Raw genomic sequence first — 17,781 nt, 5'->3', positions numbered from 1 at the left:
TCGACAGGCTCAGGGGGCGTTCTGGCTCGTCAGCAGGCTCAGGGGGCGTTCTGGCCCTTTTGCCAAGCGCGGGGGGCGTTCTGGCCCTGGGGTGTCAGCACCCGTGCGTGCTCTCGCGCAGGAGCCCGGCCTCGAGGTGGACGACGCGGTCGCAGCGGGCGGCGACGACGGGATCGTGGGTAGCCAGCAGGACGGCGCTGCCGGTCGAGGCGGCGTCCAGGATGGCGTGGAGGGTCGACGCCCGGTGGCCGGCGTCCTGCTCGGCCGTCGGTTCATCGGCCAGGAGCACGTCGGGCCGGACGACGAGCGCGCGGGCGACGGCGGCGCGCTGCTGCTGCCCGCCCGACAGCTCCTCGACCAGGTGCTCGGCGCGGTCGGCCAGGCCCACGGTCGCCAGCGCCTCCTGCGCGCGGTCGCGGGCCTCGGACGGGCGTACGCGGGCGGCGAGCAGCGGGAGCTCCACGTTCTCCGCGGCGGTGAGCAGCGCGACGAGCCCGTAGCCCTGGAAGACCAGGCCCATCCGGGCGCGCAGGTCGGGTCCGTGGGCGTCGAGCGGGCGCCCGTCCAGCAGGACCGCGCCCGAGGAGGGGGCCGCGAGGCCCGCCAGGATGCTGAGCAGCACCGTCTTGCCCGAGCCGGAGGGACCGGTGAGCGCGAGCCGTTCGCCGGCGTGCAGGGCGAGATCCACGCCCCGCAGCACCTCGGTGCCGCCCCGGGACACCCGGATCCCGCGGGCCTCGAGGACCGTCCGGCCGTCCTCGGTCACGCGGCACCCCCGGACCCTGCCCGGGCGGACGTGGTCAGGCGACCGTCGAGGATCGTGTGCTCCACGTCGAGGCGCCGGCTGACCTCCGCGTCGTGCGTGACGACGACCAGGGCGGTGCCGCGCCGCTCGCGCACCTGGAGCATCAGCGCCAGGACGGTCTCGCCGGTCGTGCGGTCGAGCTGGCTGGTGGGTTCGTCGGCCAGGAGCAGCGGCGGGTTCCCGGCGAGGGCGACGGCGAGGGCGAGCCGCTGCTGCTGCCCCCCGGACAGGTGGCGGGCGGCGGTGCCGGCGCGGGGCAGCAGACCGACCGCGTCCAGCAGCTCGTCCACCTCGTCCGTGCCTCCCGAGGCCGACCCGCGGGCGGGTCGCTGGGCGAAGGCGACGTTGCGCCGGGCGCTGGCGTACGGGAGGAGGTTGCGCCCGGGCGACTGCAGGACGACCCCGAGCGAGGTCGCGCGGACGCGCAGCAGCGCCCGCTCCGACAGGGTGCCCAGGTCGTGGCCGGCGACGACCACGTGGCCGGACGTCGGGCGGACCAGGCCGGCCAGCAGGGTCAGCAGCGTCGACTTCCCGGCGCCCGACGGACCGACGAGCGCGACGGCCTCGCCGGCGTGGACGGTGAGGTCGACCCCGTCGAGGGCGGTGACCTCGGCCCCGGTGTCGTCGCGGTAGACGTGCGTGACGGCCTCGCAGCGCACGAGCGGCTCGGAGGTGCTCACGCCGGTGCCTCCCGCAGCTGGTCGACGTAGGCCGAGCGCACCAGGCCGGCCGAGCTGACGGCGATCGTCAGGACGAGCACGAGGGTGGCGACCCCGACGCTGAGCAGCACCGGGCCGAGGTGCAGGTCGTAGAGCAGCGGCGGGGCGGTCGGGCTGTCCGAGAACTCGGGGATCGCGGGCAGGGCCAGCCGCGCCGCGCCGATCCCCGCGGCGGTGCCCACGACGACCCCGAAGAGCACCAGCAGCCCCTGCTCGAGCCAGAGCGAGGCGAGCAGCGTGCGGCGCCGCAGACCCAGCGCGACCATGGCGGCGAGCTCGTACGTGCGGCGTCGGCCGTTGAGGTGCAGCGTGAGCGCGGCCCCGCCGCCGGCGAGCAGCGCGGCCAGGCCGGACCCCGCCAGGAACAGCAGCAGCGCGAGCGCCGGGCCCTGCCGGCCGTAGACCGCCGCGAGCTCGTCGGCCGATGTGGTCGACAGGACCGTCAGCCCCGCGGCCTCGATGCGGCGGGGCGCGTCCGCCGCCGCGTCGGCGCTGACCCAGACGGTCTCGACGCGGCGCGAGACGGAACCCTGCGCGGCCCGCAGGGCGGTGGTGCGGTCCACGACGATGCCGCGGCTGCCGCCGGCCGGGAGCGCGGCGGTCACGCCGACGGGCTCGAGCGCGAGCGCGCGGGGGCCGAAGCCGGCGCTGCGGACACGTCCCTCCTCGGGCACGCCGTCGCTCACCAGGGCGGGCAGCGCGACCGGGTGGTCCGCGACCTCCCAGGTCGGGCCGTCGGTGAGCCCGGAGTCGACCTCGAGCACCGTGCCGTCCGGTCCGGAGGTGGCCGTGCCGGCCCCGGCGCTGACGCCCCGCCAGCCGTCCGGGTGGGTGAACGCGTCCTGCTCCCGCCAGCCGTCGGCGCCGTGGACCTGCATCCCGGTCAGGTCGACCCGTCCCCGGAACGTCGTGAGGGAGACCCCGGAACGCCGCAGCTCCAGCCCGGCGAGGCGGCAGGTCTTGTCCTGGCACGGCAGCTCCGCCTCGAGCGTCCGCCGGCCGGGACCCACCGGCCCGAGCACGACCGGGCTGGTGCCGCCCAGCGCGCTGGGCTGGACGACGTCGGCCACGAGGAGCGGGACCTCGCGCGCCGCCATCGCGGGGACGTCGACCGCCACCCGGACGCGGTCGCCGGTCAGCAGCACGGGCGGAGCGGAGGGGACCTCGAGGCGTCCGGCCAGCTCGGCGAGCGGGGCCGGTCCGAGGTCGGGTCGCCAGAAGGCGATGCGGGTGAAGCGGTCGGGCTGCACGCCCATCAGCAGGATCGAGGGGAGGCGGGTGAAGTCGGTCGCGGTGCTGACGGCCGCCAGCTGGTCGCCCGTGGGGTCGAGCCGGTCGACCACGTCGCCGAGGTCCTCCCCGGGCGGCACGCTGACCGACAGGACCTCGGCGGCTCCGACCTCGGTCCAGGCGCGGTCGTGCGCGTTCGAGCGGGCGACGGACCAGGCGTCGACGCCGAAGACGACGAGCCCGAACGCGACGGTCAGCAGCAGCGCGAGCCGCAGCGTCCCGGGGCGACGGCCCAGCTGCCGCACCGCGAGCAGCGCCGCGACCCGGCCCTGCCGGCGGGTCGGCCCGTACGCCGCCCGGCACAGCCCCGGCAGGACGCGCGACCCGACGAGGGCGACCAGCAGGATGACGAGGCTCGGGGCGACGAGCGCCAGCGGACCCTGGGTGCCGGCACCGCCCGGGCGGAGCAGCGCGACGAGGCCGACGACCGCGACGACCGCGACCGCGGCGTCGACCAGCCAGGAGCGTGCGGCGACCCGTCGGGTGGCGCGCCGCCACTGCTCCACGACCGGTCGGCGCAGCGTCCGCGCCGTCGCCAGCACCGCCGCCGCGGCTGCGCCCGCCCCGGCCCCGAGCGCGGCCCAGCCGGTCGCCGCGGTCAGCACGACGGGGACGCCCGGCGCGAGCTGCGTCCGGGCCAGGCCGGTCGTCCAGGCCCACGCGAGCAGGACCCCCAGCGGGACGGCCAGCACCACCAGCAGCAGCGTGTCGAGCAGGCCGAAGGCGACGGTCGCGCCCGGGCCGACCCCGCGCAGCTTGGCCAGCGCGACCTCGGGCCCGCGGGCCTCGGCGGCGTTCGCGACCACGAGGAACAGCACGAGCCAGCACAGCACCAGGAGCTGCGCCTCGACGACCGTGACGGGCAGGCGCAGCGCCGCGATGACCGCGGCGGCCTGCTGCAGCACCACGGCCCCCGCGGTCTGGCCCTCCACCCCGCTCGCGTCGAGCGTGGACCAGGTCGCCAGCTCCTGCTCGAGCGCCGGCACGTCGGTCACGCGGATCCGGTCCAGGTCGAGCTGGCGGTCGACCGACGCGACGTAGCTCGCGTCCGGACCCTGCGCCTCGACGGTCTCCCGCGGCCCGAGGACCGCGTCCAGGCCCGACGCGTCCGGACCGGCGTACGCGGGTCCGTCGGGGCCGGCGTAGGCGATGAAGTAGGGGTGGCCGGCCCAGAAGTCGCCGGAGACGTCGAGCGGCACGTAGGTGCCGGCGACGGTGACCTGCTGGCTGCCGAGCCGGAGCCGCAGCCCCGCCGGCCACTGCTCGAGCGCGGAGGTCGAGGCGCTGACCATGACCTCGCCGGGCTGCCGGGCGCAGGTCCCGGTGACCATCCGGACGTGGTCGCAGGCCCCGTCGCGCCAGGCCAGCAGGACCCTCTCGGCCAGCGGTCCGGGTGGTCCGATGCTGACCGTGGTCTCGAGCGCGGCGACCGGTGACCCGAGGAGCCGGGCGAGGACCGGGCGTTCCGCGAGCTTGGTCTCCTCCTGCGTCGTGACCCGCTGCACGGGCCCGTCGGTCCGCGGACCCTGGTAGCTGTCCGAGACCCCGCGGCCCGACGTCGTCGACTGCCCGAGGGTGTCGCGCAGGACCGACTCCGAGGCCGCGCGCAGGAACAGCGGCCCGGTCGCCGCGGCGCCGACGACGAGCGAGGCCACGACCAGGACGGCGAGCGACACCCACCGCCGGAACCACAGCCCCTGGAGCACCAGAGCCAGGTCGCGCCGCACCCGGCGATCCTAAGGACGTCCTCCAGGTCCGCCGGGCAACGTGGCCGACACGCGCAGGGGTCAGGCGGTCGGCGGCCAGTCCGCGAGCTCCGCGGCGGCCGCGGCGGTCTCGCGGAGGAAGCCGAGCAGCGTCTCCTCGGGGTCCGCCGCCTCGCGCACCGTCCGGTAGGGGAGCACGAACTCGCCGAGGTCGGGGTCGAACGCCGCGCCGGGGGTGGTGAGGGCCCGCTCCCGGAACCCGTCCGGCTCGGGGTAGGCGTACGCGTAGAAGAGGCCCTCGTCGCGCCCGCCGGGCCAGTAGCCGCAGCTCGAGAGCTCCGCGTCGTACGCGTCACGCATGACCCAGTCGGGGCAGTTCGGGATGCCGCCGGGGTGCGCCGGGGCGCCCCGTCCGGAGAAGCGCGTGACGGCGAGGTCGAAGGCGCCCCAGAAGAAGTGCACGTTGCTGGCCTTGCCGCGGAACTCCCCGCGGAACCGCGCCATCACGGCCGCCGCGGAGACGGTCGAGCGCCAGAAGGCGTTGACGGCCCCGGCGTCGTACGACGCGTGCACCGTGTCCTGGTCGAACGCGACCACCTCGGGCAGCTCCACCGGGAGCGGGTCGATGGGGACGGTCACGCCGAGGTCGGCGAGGTGCGCGCGGTACTCGGCGTAGAAGTCGGCGACGGTGCGGGGCTCGAGGCGCAGCTCGCGCTGCTGCCCGTCGGTCGTCGTCAGCCGGAGGCGGTGCGCGCAGAAGTCGAACGCGACCTCCAGGCCGCCGGCCGCCGTCGGCATCAGCCCGGTCGTCAGGCCCGTGGCGCTCAGGTGGAACGTGACGCCCCACCAGTGGTTCAGCGGGGGCGCGAGGGCGAGCTTGGTCTTGCCCACGACCTGCGACCACAGCTGCAGCGTGTCCCGGGTGTCCTGCCAGTCGGCGACCGGGAGCGCCGGCCACCTCGTTCCTCGCTCGGCGGCCATGCGACCACCCTGTCAGACGGGCCGCCTGCCTCCCCTCGAGCCCGCCGACCCCTGCCCCTGCGCGAGTGGCGCCACCGGGCGCGCGACACGCGGGGAACGCGTGCCCGTTGGCGCCACTCGCGCGGTCCGGGGGGAGGAGAGAGGTCAGACTGCGAGGCTCCCGCGCATCTCGATGGCGATCTGGGAGGCGTCGAGGTTCTCCAGCGCTCGGGCCAGGAGGTCGGCGTCGAAGGTCCCGTGGTCGCGGGCGTCGAGCAGGGCCGAGCGCTGGGCCGTGATCACCGCGAGGCGGTGGGCCTTCGCGACGATGAAGCCGTCCTGCGTCCGCGCAGGCTCCGGAGGGGCGTCGACGGTCTCGGTCGCGGTGCGGAGGAGGTCGACGATCCGGCCCTGCTCGGCCGCGGTCTGCTCGGCGGCCGCCGCCTCGTCGACCCGCGGCGCGATGCGGCGGAGCAGGGGACCGATGGTGCCGCCCTGCACGACCAGGGACAGGGCCGCGACGGCGAAGGCGACGAGGACCAGGACCGAGCGCTGCGGCGTCTCCTCCGACAGGGTCTGCGCGGCCGCGACGGTGACCGCGCCCCGCATGCCCGCCCAGACGACGGCGGTGCCCTCGCGCCAGCCGAGCGGTGCCTTCCGGAAGTACTCGAGGTCGGCCACGGCCTGGGTGACGCGGAAGGCGAAGCGGTCGAGCGTGCGTTCCGACGCCGTCCGCCGCGAGCGCGGGTTCGCCTCCCGGAACGTCTCCTGCCGGCCTTCGGGCGTGGCCAGCCGCTCCTGCATCTGCTGCATGCGGGTGCGCATCGGGCCGATCCGGCGCCCGCGCGCGTGCAGGACGGCGAGCAGCGGGGCCACGTACGCCGTCCGTACGAGGACGGTCAGCACCAGCGCACCGACGGCCACGAGCAGGGCCGGCAGGACGCCCGCGTGGTCGCGCTCCACGTCGCCGACGATGCCCTTGATCTGCAGCCCCATCGTGAGGAAGACGGCTCCCTCGAGGACGAGCTCGACCGTGCGCCAGTTCTGGGTGTCGGAGAGCCGGTTCTGCGGGGAGAGCATCCGCGGCGCGAGGACCCCGGTGACCAGGCCGGCCACGACGGCGGCGACGAGGCCGGAGGCGCCGAGCAGCTCGGCGGGAACCGAGGCGGCGAACGGCACCACGAAGGAGATGACCGTGTTGACGGTCGGGTCGGTGATCCGGCGGCGGACGAACAGGTTCAGCGCGCCGGCCGCCCAGCCCACGACCGCCGCGACGGCGACCGCGTACGCGAAGCTGCCGAGCGCGCCCCAGAACGAGAAGGCCATCGCGGTCGCGGCGGTCGCGGTGCGCAGCAGGACCAGCGCGGTCGCGTCGTTGAGCAGGCTCTCGCCGTCGAGCATGGCCACCACCCGCCGCGACACCGACGTCTGCTTGACGATGGACGTCGCGACCGCGTCGGTCGGGCTGACGATCGCGCCGAGGGCGACGCCCCAGGCGAACCCCAGGCCGGGGATCACGAGGGAGAAGAAGAGCCCGAGCAGCAGGGCGCTGCCGACGACCAGGACCACCGAGAGCCCGCTGATCGCCCCGAACTCGCGCCGGAAGTTCATCGCCGGCATGGAGACGGCGGAGGAGTAGAGCAACGGCGGCAGGACGCCCTCGAGGATCCACTCGGGATCGATCCGCACCGACGCGAAGACCGGCAGGAGGCTCGCGCCGACCCCGACGGCGACCAGCACCAGCGGCGCGGCGATCCCGAGCCGCGGCCCGGCCACCGTCGCGGCCGCGATCACCACCAGCGCGGCCACCAGCACGACGAGCAGCTCGGTCACGGGGCCCAGCCTCGCAGCCGCGTACGTCGCCCGGGGCGTCCCCGGCCACGTGTCCGGTGAAGTGCCCGGCAGGTGTGCGGGGCCCGCCCGGAGGGGTGCGGGTGGATCGGCCCCGCGGTTGCGGGACGCCGCCTACCCTTCGGTGTGGTCTTCTCGCTGGTCTACTCGAGCACGACCGACCACGACTGGACCCAGGACGAGCTCGTGGCGGTCCTGGACTGGAGCCGGACCTGGAACGCGGAGCACGGCGTGACCGGTCTGCTGCTCTACCGCGACTGCGCGTTCATGCAGTTCCTCGAGGGCGACGAGCCCGTCGTGCGCTCCCTCTTCGCCAGCATCGTCCGGGACCGCCGGCACCAGGACATCGACCTGATGTGGGGCCACCACGCCCAGCACCGGCGGTTCGCCGAGTGGACGATGGGGTTCCGGGAGCTGGCCGAGCACCCCGTCGCCGAGAGCGGCTACAACCGCCTCCTCGGCGAGGCGCTGGAGCCCGACGACGACGAGAGCCACCACGAGCACGCCGCCGCGCTGAACGACTTCCTGTCGATGTTCCGCCCGAGCTGACGGAGGGCGCCGTGCCCGCGAGGACGACCGCCGCGCGGCCCCCCTGGTGGCCGCACTTCTCCAGCCCGCTCCGGTCGACCGCGGTCACCGCTCGGCTGGGCCGGGTGCTCGGCATCGCGATCGCGGTCTGCTTCGCGACCGGCCTGGTCAGCGAGCTGCAGTACCACCCGCTCTCCTGGCTGCCCTGGCCCGCGGCACCGGTGTGGATCTACCGCGTGACCCAGGGCGTGCACGTCCTCACCGGGACCGCCTGCCTGCCGCTCGTGCTGGTCAAGCTGTGGTCGGTCTACCCGAACCTGTGGCGCTTCCCGCCCGTCCGGTCCGTGCTGCACCTGCTCGAGCGCGCGTCGGTCGCCGTGCTCGTCGCCGCCACGCTCGTGCAGCTCGCGACGGGCTACGCCAACGCCCTCGACTGGTACCCCTTCCGCTGGTACTTCGTCGACACCCACCACTACCTCGCGTACGTGGTCATGGGCTCCGTCCTGCTGCACGTGGCGGTCAAGCTGCCCGACATCCTCTACGGCCTGCGCGCCGACGTGGCGGAGGCGGACGTGCTGACGGAGGTCCCGTGGGAGGACAACCCCGCCTCGCACAGCAACGCGGGCGACGTGCCGGCCCCCGCGACGCCGGCGATCTCGCGGCGCGGCGTGCTCGCCGCCACCGGAGCCGGGGTCGGCGTGGTCGTCCTCGCCGCGGCCGGCCAGACGGTGACGCCGCTGGAGCCCGTCGGGCTGCTGGCGATCCGCCAGTGGCGGCGGGGCCCCCAGCTGGTCCCCGTGAACCGCACCGCGGAGCAGGCCGAGGTGACCGCCCTCGCGACGGCGCCGGGCTGGGTCCTGCAGGTCGAGGGGGCCACGTCGTTCCGGCTCACGCTGGACGACCTCGAGCCCGCGGCGACGCAGGAGGCGCGGTTCCCGATCAGCTGCGTCGAGGGCTGGAGCGTCGGCGCGGCCTGGCGCGGGCTCAGCCTGCTCGACCTCGTCCGCCGGGCCGGGGGAGACGAGGGCTCGTCGGTCCAGGTCTTCTCCTTCGAGCCGCTCGGCGCCTACAACCAGTCGGTGATCACGGGCCCCCAGCTCGGCGCCGCGCTGCTGGCGACGCACCTGAACGGCGAGCGCCTCGACCTCGACCACGGCTACCCGCTGCGGCTGATCGCCCCGAACCGGGCCGGCGTGCTCAACACGAAGTGGCTCTCCCGAGTGGTCGTCTCGTGAGCGCCGGGCAGCCGCTCGACCGGGTGCTGCTGGCCCGGCGCGCCTTCGCCGTCGCGGGTCTGGCGCTGCTGGCGTACGGGGTGGCGCAGCTGTTCGTGGTCGTGGCCTGGCCCGACCTCGTCCTGCTCGGGCTGTGGATGGTCGGGGCGCTCGTGGTCCACGACGGGCTGCTGTCGCCGCTCGTCCTGGCCGTCGGCGCCGGGCTGCGGCGGTTCGTCCCGGCGCGCGGGCGGGGGTTCGTCCAGCTCGCGCTGGTGGCCGGCTCGATGATCACCGTGGTGGCGCTGCCGATGATCTACCTCGAGGGCAGCCAGCCGCCGGAGAAGGCGATCCTGCTGCAGCGCTACGGGCTCAACCTCACCGTCCTGCTGGGCCTGGTCGCGGTCGTCACGCTCGTCCTGTACGCGGTGCGCGTGGCCGCGGACGGGCGGTCGGAGGAGCGGCGATCGGCGGAGAGTGCCGAGGGGGCAGCGCAGAGCGGCGACTCCTGATATGGTTGAGCCCTCAACTACTTCGAGGAGATCCCCGTGCCGACCACCAAGGTCACCATCGTCTACTACTCCCAGACCGGGACCGTCGCCACGATGGCCGCTCGTCTGGCCCAGTCCGCCGAGGCGCAGGGCGCCGAGGTGCGGCTGCGCTCCGTGGGTCGCGACAACGACGAGGTCGCCGAGGGCGAGCCCGCGCGCCCGACCGCCGACGACATCGTCTGGGCCGACGTGGTCCTGCTCGGCTCGCCGACCCGCTACGGCAACATCGCCGGCCGCCTCAAGGTCTTCCTCGACGGCCTCGGCGCCCAGTGGGCCACCGGCCAGCTCGCGGACAAGGTCTACGCCGGCTTCACCTCCAGCCAGACCCTGCACGGCGGCCAGGAGACGACGCTCCTCGCGCTCTACAACACCGTCATCCACTTCGGCGGCATCCTCGTGACCCCGGGCTACACCGACGGCTCGAAGTTCGTCGACGGCAACCCGTACGGCGTCAGCCACGTCACCGGTGCGGCCAACGACATCCCCGTCGGCGACGTCACCAACACCGCGCTCGACCACCTCGTCACCCGCACGATCAGCATCAGCCGCCGGCTGAACGCCTGACCCCTGCCGCACCCGGCCGGCGCGGCCGACCGTCCCTCCTGGGGTCGGTCTGCCGCGTCGGCTCTGCCATGCCCGGGCACCGGCGGCCCGCCGGGGCTTCTCGGCAAGTTCGTAGGTGGTTCTCAGCATCCGGATCCCTGCCCGGTAAGAAGATTCGGCTGCTGGGGCGAAGGGGGCGTGCGTGGAGTGGGGGATCTACCTCGTGGGTGCGGTGCTGTCGGCCGGTCTCGGGTTCGCCGGGGGCCAGCTCGCGCTGCTGAACGACCGCCGGAAGCGGTCGGCCGTGCCCGACGAGATCGTGACGGCGGCGGCGTTCCGGCTGGAGCACCTCGACGGGCAGACGTGGTCGCTCCTCAACGTGGGTGACGGCACCGGCTCCCTGGTCCGCCTGATGCCGTTCGTGGACGGCCTCGAGCAGTGGCCGCCGCAGAAGGTCGCCGGCCAGGTCGAGACCGCGACGTCCGAGCTGCTGCCGACGCTCGCCCCGGGGGAGACGATGAGCGTCTGGTTCAGCCGCTACGACGCCGGCCTGCAGGTCATCGTCAGCTGGACCTCCGAGGACAACGTCTCGATGGGGCCGGTCCGGCTCAGCGTCCCGCAGCCCCGCTGACGTCGAGCAGCACCCGGCGCCGGTTGTCGGCGTCCACCTGGTCGTGCGCCGCGGCGGCCCGTGCGAGCGGGAAGGGGTCGGCGACCCGGATCTCGAGCGCCCCCTCGGCGGCCGCGGCGGTCAGGTCGGCCGCGGCCTGACGCTTGGCGTCCTCGGGGAAGTCGTCGCTGCCGAGCAGCCGGATCGTGACGTTGTCGAAGAGCATCGGCCAGAAGTCGAAGGACGGCCGGTCCGCGCGGGTCGCGTACGCGGCGATCACGGCGCCGTTGCGCACGACGGCGGCGTCGAGGTCGACGTTGTCGGAGAACGCGACCTCCACCACCCGGTCCACACCGTCGGGCGCGAGGGCCCGCACCGCCGCGACCGGGTCGGGCCCGTCCAGGGCGACCGCACGGTCCCGCAGGCGGGCCGGCAGCGCCGCCAGGTCGCCGGCGCGGCGCACCGTCGACACGACCGTCGCCCCGTCGCGGACGGCCAGCTGCGCCGCCAGCGAGCTGACCGCCCCCAGGGCGCCGTGCACCAGCACCGTGCGGCCGCGGACGGGACCGTCGGCGAAGACCGCGCGGTGCGCCGTGACGCCGGGGATGCCCAGGCAGGCGCCGACCTCGTCGGTCACCGCGGGCGGCAGCGCCACCGCCGTGGCGGTCGGCACCACCGTGAACCCGGCGGCGGTGCCGTACGGGCGGTAGGACTGCGCGTTGTAGACCCACACCCGGGCCCCGACCCGACCCGGGTCGACCCCGTCCCCGACCGCGTCGACGACCCCGGCCCCGTCGCTGTGCGGGACCACCCGGGGGAAGGGCATGCTCGACCCTAGCCAGCCGCGTCGCTTCTTCGTGTCCCCGGGGCTGATCCCGGAGAGGTTCAGGCGCACCCGCACCTCGCCCGGCCCGGGCTCCGGGTCGGGCAGCTCACCGACCTGCAGCACCTCGTCCGCCGGACCCTGCCGCTCGTACCAGACCGCGCGCACGCCGCCCCTCCTCGTCCTCGTCCGTGCCCTCGTCGTCGTCCGTGCGCGAGCCTGCCCCACGGCCGGGAGCGGCCCGCCCGCACCCGGGCGGCGCTGCCGGCGGACGGGCCGGAAAGATCCGCCGGGAACCGGTAACGTCCCGCCCGCGTGCGGCGATGGAGGGGTCGAGAGTCAGCGGCTACCCGACCCCCCGAGCGGGCAGCCGTTGACTCTTCCCACGCCCGGACCGGCCCTGCCCGTCAGCACCGCGCAGGGCCGGCCGGTCTCACCCCCTCGCCCGGCGGCCGCGACGCTTGTCACCTGATCATGGACGGGCGATGCTTCGTCCCATGGCGAAGAAGAGCGCGACCCGGCGCAAGAGCACGACCCAGCAGCTGAGCAGCCCGGGCAGCGCGGTCCGCTCGACGCCCATCGGGGACTACGGCTTCCTCAGCGACGGCGAGGTCTCCGCCCTGCTCTCGCCCAACGGGGCGATCGAGTGGATGTGCGTGCCGCGCTTCGACTCCGCCAGCGTGTTCGGCCGCATCCTCGGACGGGAGGCGGGCGCGTTCCGGATCGCGCCGGAGGACGTGCTCGTCCCGGCCGAGATGCGCTACCTGCCCGGCACGATGATCATCGAGACGAGCTGGGGCACCCCGACCGGCTGGATCATCGTCCGCGACGCGTTGATCATCGGCCCCTGGCACCACGAGGACGACCGCTCCAAGACCTACCGCCGCACGCCCAACGACTACGAGGCCGAGCACATGCTCGTGCGCACCATCCGCTGCGTCTCCGGCGAGGTGCAGACGACGATGGACTGCGAGCCGGTGTTCGGCTACGGCAAGAACCACGCGCGCTGGGAGTACACCGGCCCCGGCTACCACGCCGGCACGGCGAGCTGCGACGACGGCGACGTCACCGTCAGCCTGACCAGCGACATGCGGATCGGGTTCGAGGGCGGGCAGGCCAGCACCCGCACGCTGCTCAAGCAGGGCGACACCCGCTTCGTCTGCCTGTCCTGGGGCGGTGCGGTGCCCGTGCGGACCTACCAGGAGGCGTACGACAAGCAGGTCTGGACCGCGCACCACTGGCAGCACTGGCTGGCCCGCGGCCGTTTCCCGGACCACCCGTGGCGTGGCTACCTGCAGCGCTCGGCGCTGACGCTCAAGGGGCTCACGTACGCCCCGACGGGCGCGATCGCCGCGGCCGGCACGACGTCGCTGCCGGAGACGCCGGGCGGCAACCGCAACTACGACTACCGCTTCACCTGGATCCGCGACGCGACCTTCGCGCTGTGGGGGCTCTACTCGCTCGGCTTCGACTGGGAGGCCATCGACTTCTTCTCGTTCATCGCCGACCTCGTGACCGACGAGCAGGACATCCAGATCATGTACGGCATCGGCGGCGAGAAGAAGCTGACCGAGGTCGAGCTCGACTGGCTGCCGGGCTACGCGAACTCACGCCCCGTGCGGATCGGCAACGCCGCGTACGCGCAGCGCCAGCACGACGTCTGGGGCGCGCTGCTCGACTCGGTCTACCTGCACTTCAAGGCGGCCGACCACCTGGACAGCCGCATCTGGGGCATCCTCGACGCCCAGGTCACCGAGGCCCTCAAGTACTGGCGGGAGCCCGACGCCGGCATCTGGGAGGTGCGCGGCGAGCTGCAGCACTTCACCTCGTCCAAGATCATGTGCTGGGTCGCGGTGGACCGCGGGGCCAAGATCGCCCGGATGACGGGGGAGGACGGCAAGGCCGCCGAGTGGGAGCTCGCCGCGCAGGAGATCAAGGACGACATCCTCGCGAACGGGGTCGACGAGCGCGGGGTCCTCACCCAGCACTACGGCACGAAGGCGCTGGACGCGTCCGCGCTGCTGGCCCCGCTGGTGCGCTTCCTGCCGCCGGACGACCCGATCATCCGCAAGACCGTCCTGGCCGTCGCCGACGAGCTGACGGTGAACGGCCTGGTCCTGCGCTACAAGGTGTCCGAGACCGACGACGGCTTCAGCGGCGAGGAGGGCAGCTTCACGATCTGCTCCTTCTGGCTGGTGTCGGCGCTCTGCGAGATCGGCGAGTACGACCGGGCCCGCAAGCTGTGCGCGCGGCTGCTGTCGTTCGCCGGGCCGCTCGACCTCTACGCCGAGGAGATCGACGCGCACTCCGGGCAGCACCTCGGGAACTTCCCCCAGGCGTTCACGCACCTGGCGCTGATCAACGCCGTGCTGCACGTGATCAAGCTCGAGGCCGACCACCAGCAGATCGCGTCCGGCGCGTGGGCGGGCTCGGTCGACGTGCCCGACGCGCGCGACGTGTCGTCGGGCGAGGACGTGCCCCAGCCCTGAGCCCGGGTACGGCACCGGCTCCGCCGGGACGAGGCTGGCGGCCTCGTCCGGACGGAGCCGGTGGTGGTGCGGGTGGTGCTGCCCGGGTCCTGGGGGACCGGTCAGGCGCTGTGCGCCAGGGCCGGCTCCTGGACCTGCCGGGGTCCGGACTCCTCGTCGATCGAGGAGACCGTGGCGCCGTTGTAGACGTCGAGGTCGAGCAGGCCGTTCCGCTTGGCCACGATCGTCGGGACGAGGGCCTGGCCGGCGACGTTGGTCGCGGTCCGGATCATGTCGAGGATCGGGTCGATGGCGAGCAGCAGGCCGACGCCCTCGAGCGGCAGGCCCAGCGTCGACAGCGTCAGGGTCAGCATGACGACCGCCCCGGTGATGCCGGCGGTCGCGGCCGAGCCGACCACGGAGACGAAGGCGATCAGCAGGTAGTCGGTCACGCCCAGCGGCACCCCGAACAGCTGGGCGACGGTGATGGCGGCGAGCGCCGGGTAGATGGCGGCGCAGCCGTCCATCTTGGTCGTCGCCCCGATCGGGACGGCGAAGGACGCGTAGTCCTCCGAGACGCCCAGGTTCTTGGTCACGACCCGCTGGGTCAGCGGGAGCGTGCCGACCGAGCTGCGGGAGACGAACGCGAACTGGATGGCCGGCCAGGCGCCGGCGAAGAAGCGCGACGGCTTGAGGCCGTGCGCCCGGGCCAGCAGCGGGTAGACGACGAACAGCACGATGAGGCAGCCGACGTAGACGTCGACGGTGAACACGGCGAGCGGGGCGACGAGGTCCCAGCCGTACTGCGCGACGGCGCGGCCGATGAGGCCCGCGGTGCCGATCGGCGCGAGCCGGATGACCCACCAGGTGATCTTCTGGAAGATCGCCAGGGCGCCCCGCACCACGCCGAGGAACGGCTCGGCGGGCTCGCCGACCGACAGCGCCGCGGCACCGATGACGATGCCGAGCACGACCAGCTGGAGGACGTTGAACGAGAGCCCGCTGCTCGACGAGCCCAGCCCGAGGATGTTCGCGGGGACGATCGAGGTGAGGAAGTCGAGCCACGAGCCGGAGCGGGACGGCGCCTCGGCGCCGGCGGTGCTGATCGTGGCGCTGGAGCCCGGGTTGGTGACCAGCCCGATGACGATGCCGATGGTCACGGCGACGAGCGCGGTGATCGCGAACCAGACGAGGGTCTGCACCGCGAGCCGTGCGGCGTTGGCGACCTGCCGCAGGTTGGCGATGCTGACGATGATCGCCGTCAGCACGAGGGGGACGACGACGACCTGCAGCAGCTGCACGAAGGTGCTGCCGACCGTCTTCAGGGTGGTGGTGAGCCAGCCGACCTGGCCCTCGCGGGCGACGAAGCCCAGCGCGAGGCCGACGGCCAGACCGAGGAGGACCTGCGCCCAGAAGGGCAGGCGGAGGCGCCGCGCGGGTGCGGCGGTGGTGGACGGAGCAGAAGACACGGGAGAGACCTCAGGACGTTCGGACGGGGGTGGGGGTCAGGCGACGCGAGGCGTCGGTCCGCCAGCTCCAGGCGGCACAGGTCGATGACCCGCCGCCCCCATCCCGAGGTCAGCACCTACGCACGAACCGCTCGTCGCGACCTCACATTCCCGTGCGTACGCGCAGATTCTGTGTGAGGCCGGTCGCACTCCGACCGAACTTCTGTCCCGCGCTGGTCGTTGAAACTGTGACGACCGTCGTCGGCCCCGGACCCCGGGCAGCAGGAGGTAGCGATGTTCGACTCGATCGGCGACATGCCGCTGCACCCGCTCGTCGTCCACGCCGTCGTGGTGGGCGCGCCCCTCGCGGCGCTGCTCGGCTTCCTCTTCGCGGTCCCGCGCCTCCGGGCGTGGGCGCGCTGGCCGCTCGGCGTCGTCGCGGTCGGCGCCTTCGCCGCGGCGGTCGTGGCCAAGGAGAGCGGGGAGGGGCTGCAGCGGAGTCTCGGCATCACGCCGGGCACCCCGACCATCGGGCCGCTGATCGCCCGGCACTCCATGCTCGCCACCCAGCTGCTCGTCGTGCTCGCCGCGTACGGGGTCCTCGCCGTGCTCAGCGCGCTCGTCGTCGGCCGGGGCGGGGCCGGCGTCGTGCGGGTGGTCGACCGGGTGCTGCCGGCCCTGCTCGTGGTGGTCGGCGTGCTCGTGCTGGTCTGGTGCTTCCGCGTGGGCGACGCGGGCTCGCGCGCCGTGTGGAACCCGACGGGCACCCAGACCTACTGACGACCCGGAGCTCCGCGAGGTGTGCCTCGCGGTCGACCCGTCCCGGCGCTGCTAGCCGTTGGCGAGCGCGGTCGGGCCGTCCTCGCGCCGGATGTCGACGACGTGGCCGGTCTGGGCCGACAGCAGGACGTCGAGCGACTGGCGGGCGACCTCCTCCGAGGAGAGCAACGTCCCTGCCGGCTCCTCGCCGAAGGCCTTGGTGCGCATCGGCGTGCCGGTGCGCTCCGGGTTGATGCAGTTCACCCGCACCGAGCCCGCCCACTCGTCGGCGAGGGCCTGGGTCAGGTTGACCACCGCCGCCTTGGCCGAGGAGTAGAGCGAGTAGCCCGACCGCCCGCGGGTGTAGGAGGACGAGGTGAAGAGGAGCAGCGAGCCCCGCGTCTCGGCCAGGTGGGGGTAGAACTCCTGCGCGACGAAGACGGGCGCGAGGTAGTTGACGTCGGTGGAGGCGTAGATCGTCTCCTCGGTCAGCTCGGTGAGCTCCCCGCGTGGCAGCACGCCCGCCGTGTTCACCACGAAGTCGATCCGGCCGGTCTCCTCGAGCACCTTCCGCGCGGCCTCGACGATGTCGGCCCGACGCTCCACGTGGGTGCCCGTCGTGGACCGCGAGAACGTGTGGACCGTCGCCCCGTACGAGGCGGCCAGCGTCGCGATGTCGCCGCCGATCCCGTACGAGCCGCCGAACACGACCATGGTGCGGCCGGCGAGCGCGGCCCGGTAGGACGCGTCGTCCAGCGGGGCGGGCTGGTCGGCGGTGGTGAGCTGGAAGAGCTTGTCGGCGATGTAGACGTCGATCGGCTCGGTGACCTTCATGTTCCGCTCGTGGCCGGGCACGACCGCCACGGGCACCTCGGGCAGGTAGCGCAGGACGACCGTGCAGTCGTCCGTCGCGCTGAAGTTCGGGTCGAGCGCGGCGTTCGCGTACGCCTGCCGGATGGTCGAGAGCCGGAAGCTCTGCGGGGTCTGCCCGCGGCGGAGCAGGTGGCGGGGGAGGACGTCGGCGATGTTGCCGTGCTCGGGGTCGACCGAGATCACCGTGTCGGCCGACGGGATGGCCGTGTCGACGGCGAGGTGGGTCTGCAGCGCCTCGACGTTCGCCGCGATGATCGTCTGCGAGACCAGCGGGCGGACCGCGTCGTGCAGGAGGACGTTGCACTCGGTGTCGCCCAGCGCGGCGAGCGCGGCGGCCGTGGTGTCGTTCCGGGTGCCGGCGCCCTCCAGGATCTGGCTGACCTTGTCGTAGCCGCCCGACCGGACGATCGCGCGGATCTCGTCGAGGTAGCCCGGCGTCATCATCACGAGGATCTCGTCGACCAGCGGCGAGGCCTGCATGGTGGCGATCGTGTGCTCGATGATCGGCTTGCCGGCGATCTTGATGAGCTGCTTGGGGATGTTCAGGCCGACGCGCGTGCCGGTCCCGCCGGCGAGCACGACGGCCACGTTCCGCAGTTTGTCCACCGGCCGACCTTAGGCCGTCAGGCCTCC

15 protein-coding genes are annotated in these 17,781 nt (G+C 74.1%); 7 read left to right on the top strand and 8 right to left on the bottom strand.

Features of this window, described 5'->3' with window-relative positions; translation table 11 throughout:
• Positions 1-94: 94 nt before the first annotated feature.
• From ABD665_RS02470 to ABD665_RS02450, 5 genes are all read right to left on the bottom strand, one after another.
• The gene (locus ABD665_RS02470; RefSeq protein ID WP_204912392.1) at positions 95-766 is read right to left on the bottom strand and encodes an ATP-binding cassette domain-containing protein; all 672 of its coding nucleotides are present in this window, start codon (positions 764-766) and stop codon (positions 95-97) included.
• Positions 763-1,485: an ATP-binding cassette domain-containing protein gene (locus tag ABD665_RS02465; protein ID WP_204912393.1), complete on the bottom strand. Its 723-nt coding sequence runs from the start codon at positions 1,483-1,485 to the stop codon at positions 763-765. The genes ABD665_RS02470 and ABD665_RS02465 overlap by 4 nt, the downstream gene beginning before the upstream one ends.
• Positions 1,482-4,541, bottom strand: a complete 3,060-nt coding sequence (locus ABD665_RS02460) for an FtsX-like permease family protein (RefSeq protein ID WP_204912395.1) — start codon at positions 4,539-4,541, stop codon at positions 1,482-1,484. Before ABD665_RS02460 ends, ABD665_RS02465 begins: the two co-directional genes overlap by 4 nt.
• A gap of 60 nt (positions 4,542-4,601) precedes the next feature.
• On the bottom strand, positions 4,602-5,501 hold the full coding sequence (locus ABD665_RS02455) for a DUF5996 family protein (RefSeq protein ID WP_204912396.1): 900 nt from the start codon (positions 5,499-5,501) through the stop codon (positions 4,602-4,604).
• Positions 5,502-5,645: 144 nt separating this feature from the next.
• Positions 5,646-7,313, bottom strand: coding sequence for a cation:proton antiporter domain-containing protein (locus ABD665_RS02450; protein WP_204912397.1), 1,668 nt, complete (start codon positions 7,311-7,313; stop codon positions 5,646-5,648).
• A gap of 144 nt (positions 7,314-7,457) precedes the next feature.
• Here ABD665_RS02450 and ABD665_RS02445 point away from each other — a divergent pair, with 144 nt between their 5' ends.
• The 5 genes from ABD665_RS02445 to ABD665_RS02425 all read left to right on the top strand — a co-directional run bounded on the left by ABD665_RS02445 (position 7,458) and on the right by ABD665_RS02425 (position 10,798).
• Complete coding sequence (locus ABD665_RS02445) at positions 7,458-7,880, top strand: BLUF domain-containing protein (protein WP_204912398.1); 423 nt, start codon at positions 7,458-7,460, stop codon at positions 7,878-7,880.
• 11 nt (positions 7,881-7,891) lie between these two features.
• Positions 7,892-9,094 carry a molybdopterin-dependent oxidoreductase gene (locus ABD665_RS02440; protein WP_204912399.1) on the top strand — a complete coding sequence of 401 codons (1,203 nt, stop codon included), beginning with the start codon at positions 7,892-7,894 and terminating at the stop codon, positions 9,092-9,094.
• Positions 9,091-9,585, top strand: a complete 495-nt coding sequence (locus ABD665_RS02435; RefSeq protein ID WP_204912400.1) for a hypothetical protein — start codon at positions 9,091-9,093, stop codon at positions 9,583-9,585. Before ABD665_RS02440 ends, ABD665_RS02435 begins: the two co-directional genes overlap by 4 nt.
• A gap of 36 nt (positions 9,586-9,621) precedes the next feature.
• The gene (locus ABD665_RS02430) at positions 9,622-10,188 is read left to right on the top strand and encodes an NAD(P)H-dependent oxidoreductase (RefSeq protein ID WP_204912401.1); all 567 of its coding nucleotides are present in this window, start codon (positions 9,622-9,624) and stop codon (positions 10,186-10,188) included.
• A 181-nt stretch (positions 10,189-10,369) separates the two neighbouring features.
• Positions 10,370-10,798, top strand: coding sequence for a hypothetical protein (locus ABD665_RS02425; RefSeq protein ID WP_204912402.1), 429 nt, complete (start codon positions 10,370-10,372; stop codon positions 10,796-10,798).
• Here the strand turns inward: ABD665_RS02425 and ABD665_RS02420 are convergent.
• Entirely contained in the window at positions 10,776-11,768 is a 993-nt protein-coding gene (locus ABD665_RS02420; RefSeq protein WP_204912403.1) for an alcohol dehydrogenase catalytic domain-containing protein, read from the bottom strand. The genes ABD665_RS02425 and ABD665_RS02420 overlap by 23 nt on opposite strands.
• A 329-nt stretch (positions 11,769-12,097) precedes the next feature.
• Between ABD665_RS02420 and ABD665_RS02415 the strand changes: the two genes are divergently transcribed.
• Positions 12,098-14,089 (top strand): glycoside hydrolase family 15 protein, encoded by a 1,992-nt coding sequence (locus tag ABD665_RS02415; RefSeq protein ID WP_204912404.1) that lies wholly within the window; start codon positions 12,098-12,100, stop codon positions 14,087-14,089.
• Between the two features lie 101 nt (positions 14,090-14,190).
• On the opposite strand, the gene ABD665_RS02410 is transcribed toward ABD665_RS02415, so the two are convergent.
• Positions 14,191-15,537 carry a cation:dicarboxylate symporter family transporter gene (locus ABD665_RS02410; RefSeq protein WP_204912405.1) on the bottom strand — a complete coding sequence of 449 codons (1,347 nt, stop codon included), beginning with the start codon at positions 15,535-15,537 and terminating at the stop codon, positions 14,191-14,193.
• A gap of 273 nt (positions 15,538-15,810) precedes the next feature.
• On the opposite strand from ABD665_RS02410, the gene ABD665_RS02405 reads away from it, so the two are divergent.
• A complete protein-coding gene (locus ABD665_RS02405; protein WP_204912406.1) occupies positions 15,811-16,296 on the top strand; it encodes a DUF2231 domain-containing protein in 486 nt (161 codons plus the stop codon).
• A 51-nt stretch (positions 16,297-16,347) separates the two neighbouring features.
• Here ABD665_RS02405 and ABD665_RS02400 read toward each other — a convergent pair whose 3' ends face one another.
• Complete coding sequence (locus tag ABD665_RS02400; RefSeq protein ID WP_204912407.1) at positions 16,348-17,754, bottom strand: SDR family NAD(P)-dependent oxidoreductase; 1,407 nt, start codon at positions 17,752-17,754, stop codon at positions 16,348-16,350.
• Positions 17,755-17,781: the final 27 nt, after the last annotated feature.

Origin of the sequence: Microlunatus spumicola (assembly GCF_039536445.1) — a bacterium.
Classification (GTDB): Bacteria; Actinomycetota; Actinomycetes; order Propionibacteriales; family Propionibacteriaceae; genus Microlunatus; species Microlunatus spumicola.
This window is presented reverse-complemented; position numbering and strand designations above follow the sequence as displayed.

What these genes read in the sequence shown, in the direction of transcription:
- ABD665_RS02455 (WP_204912396.1), bottom strand. Translation starts at nt 5,501, where the DNA reads ATGGCCGCCGAGCGAGGAACGAGGTGGCCGGCGCTCCCGGTCGCCGAC.
- ABD665_RS02415 (WP_204912404.1), top strand. Translation starts at nt 12,098, where the DNA reads ATGGCGAAGAAGAGCGCGACCCGGCGCAAGAGCACGACCCAGCAGCTG.
- ABD665_RS02405 (WP_204912406.1), top strand. Translation starts at nt 15,811, where the DNA reads ATGTTCGACTCGATCGGCGACATGCCGCTGCACCCGCTCGTCGTCCAC.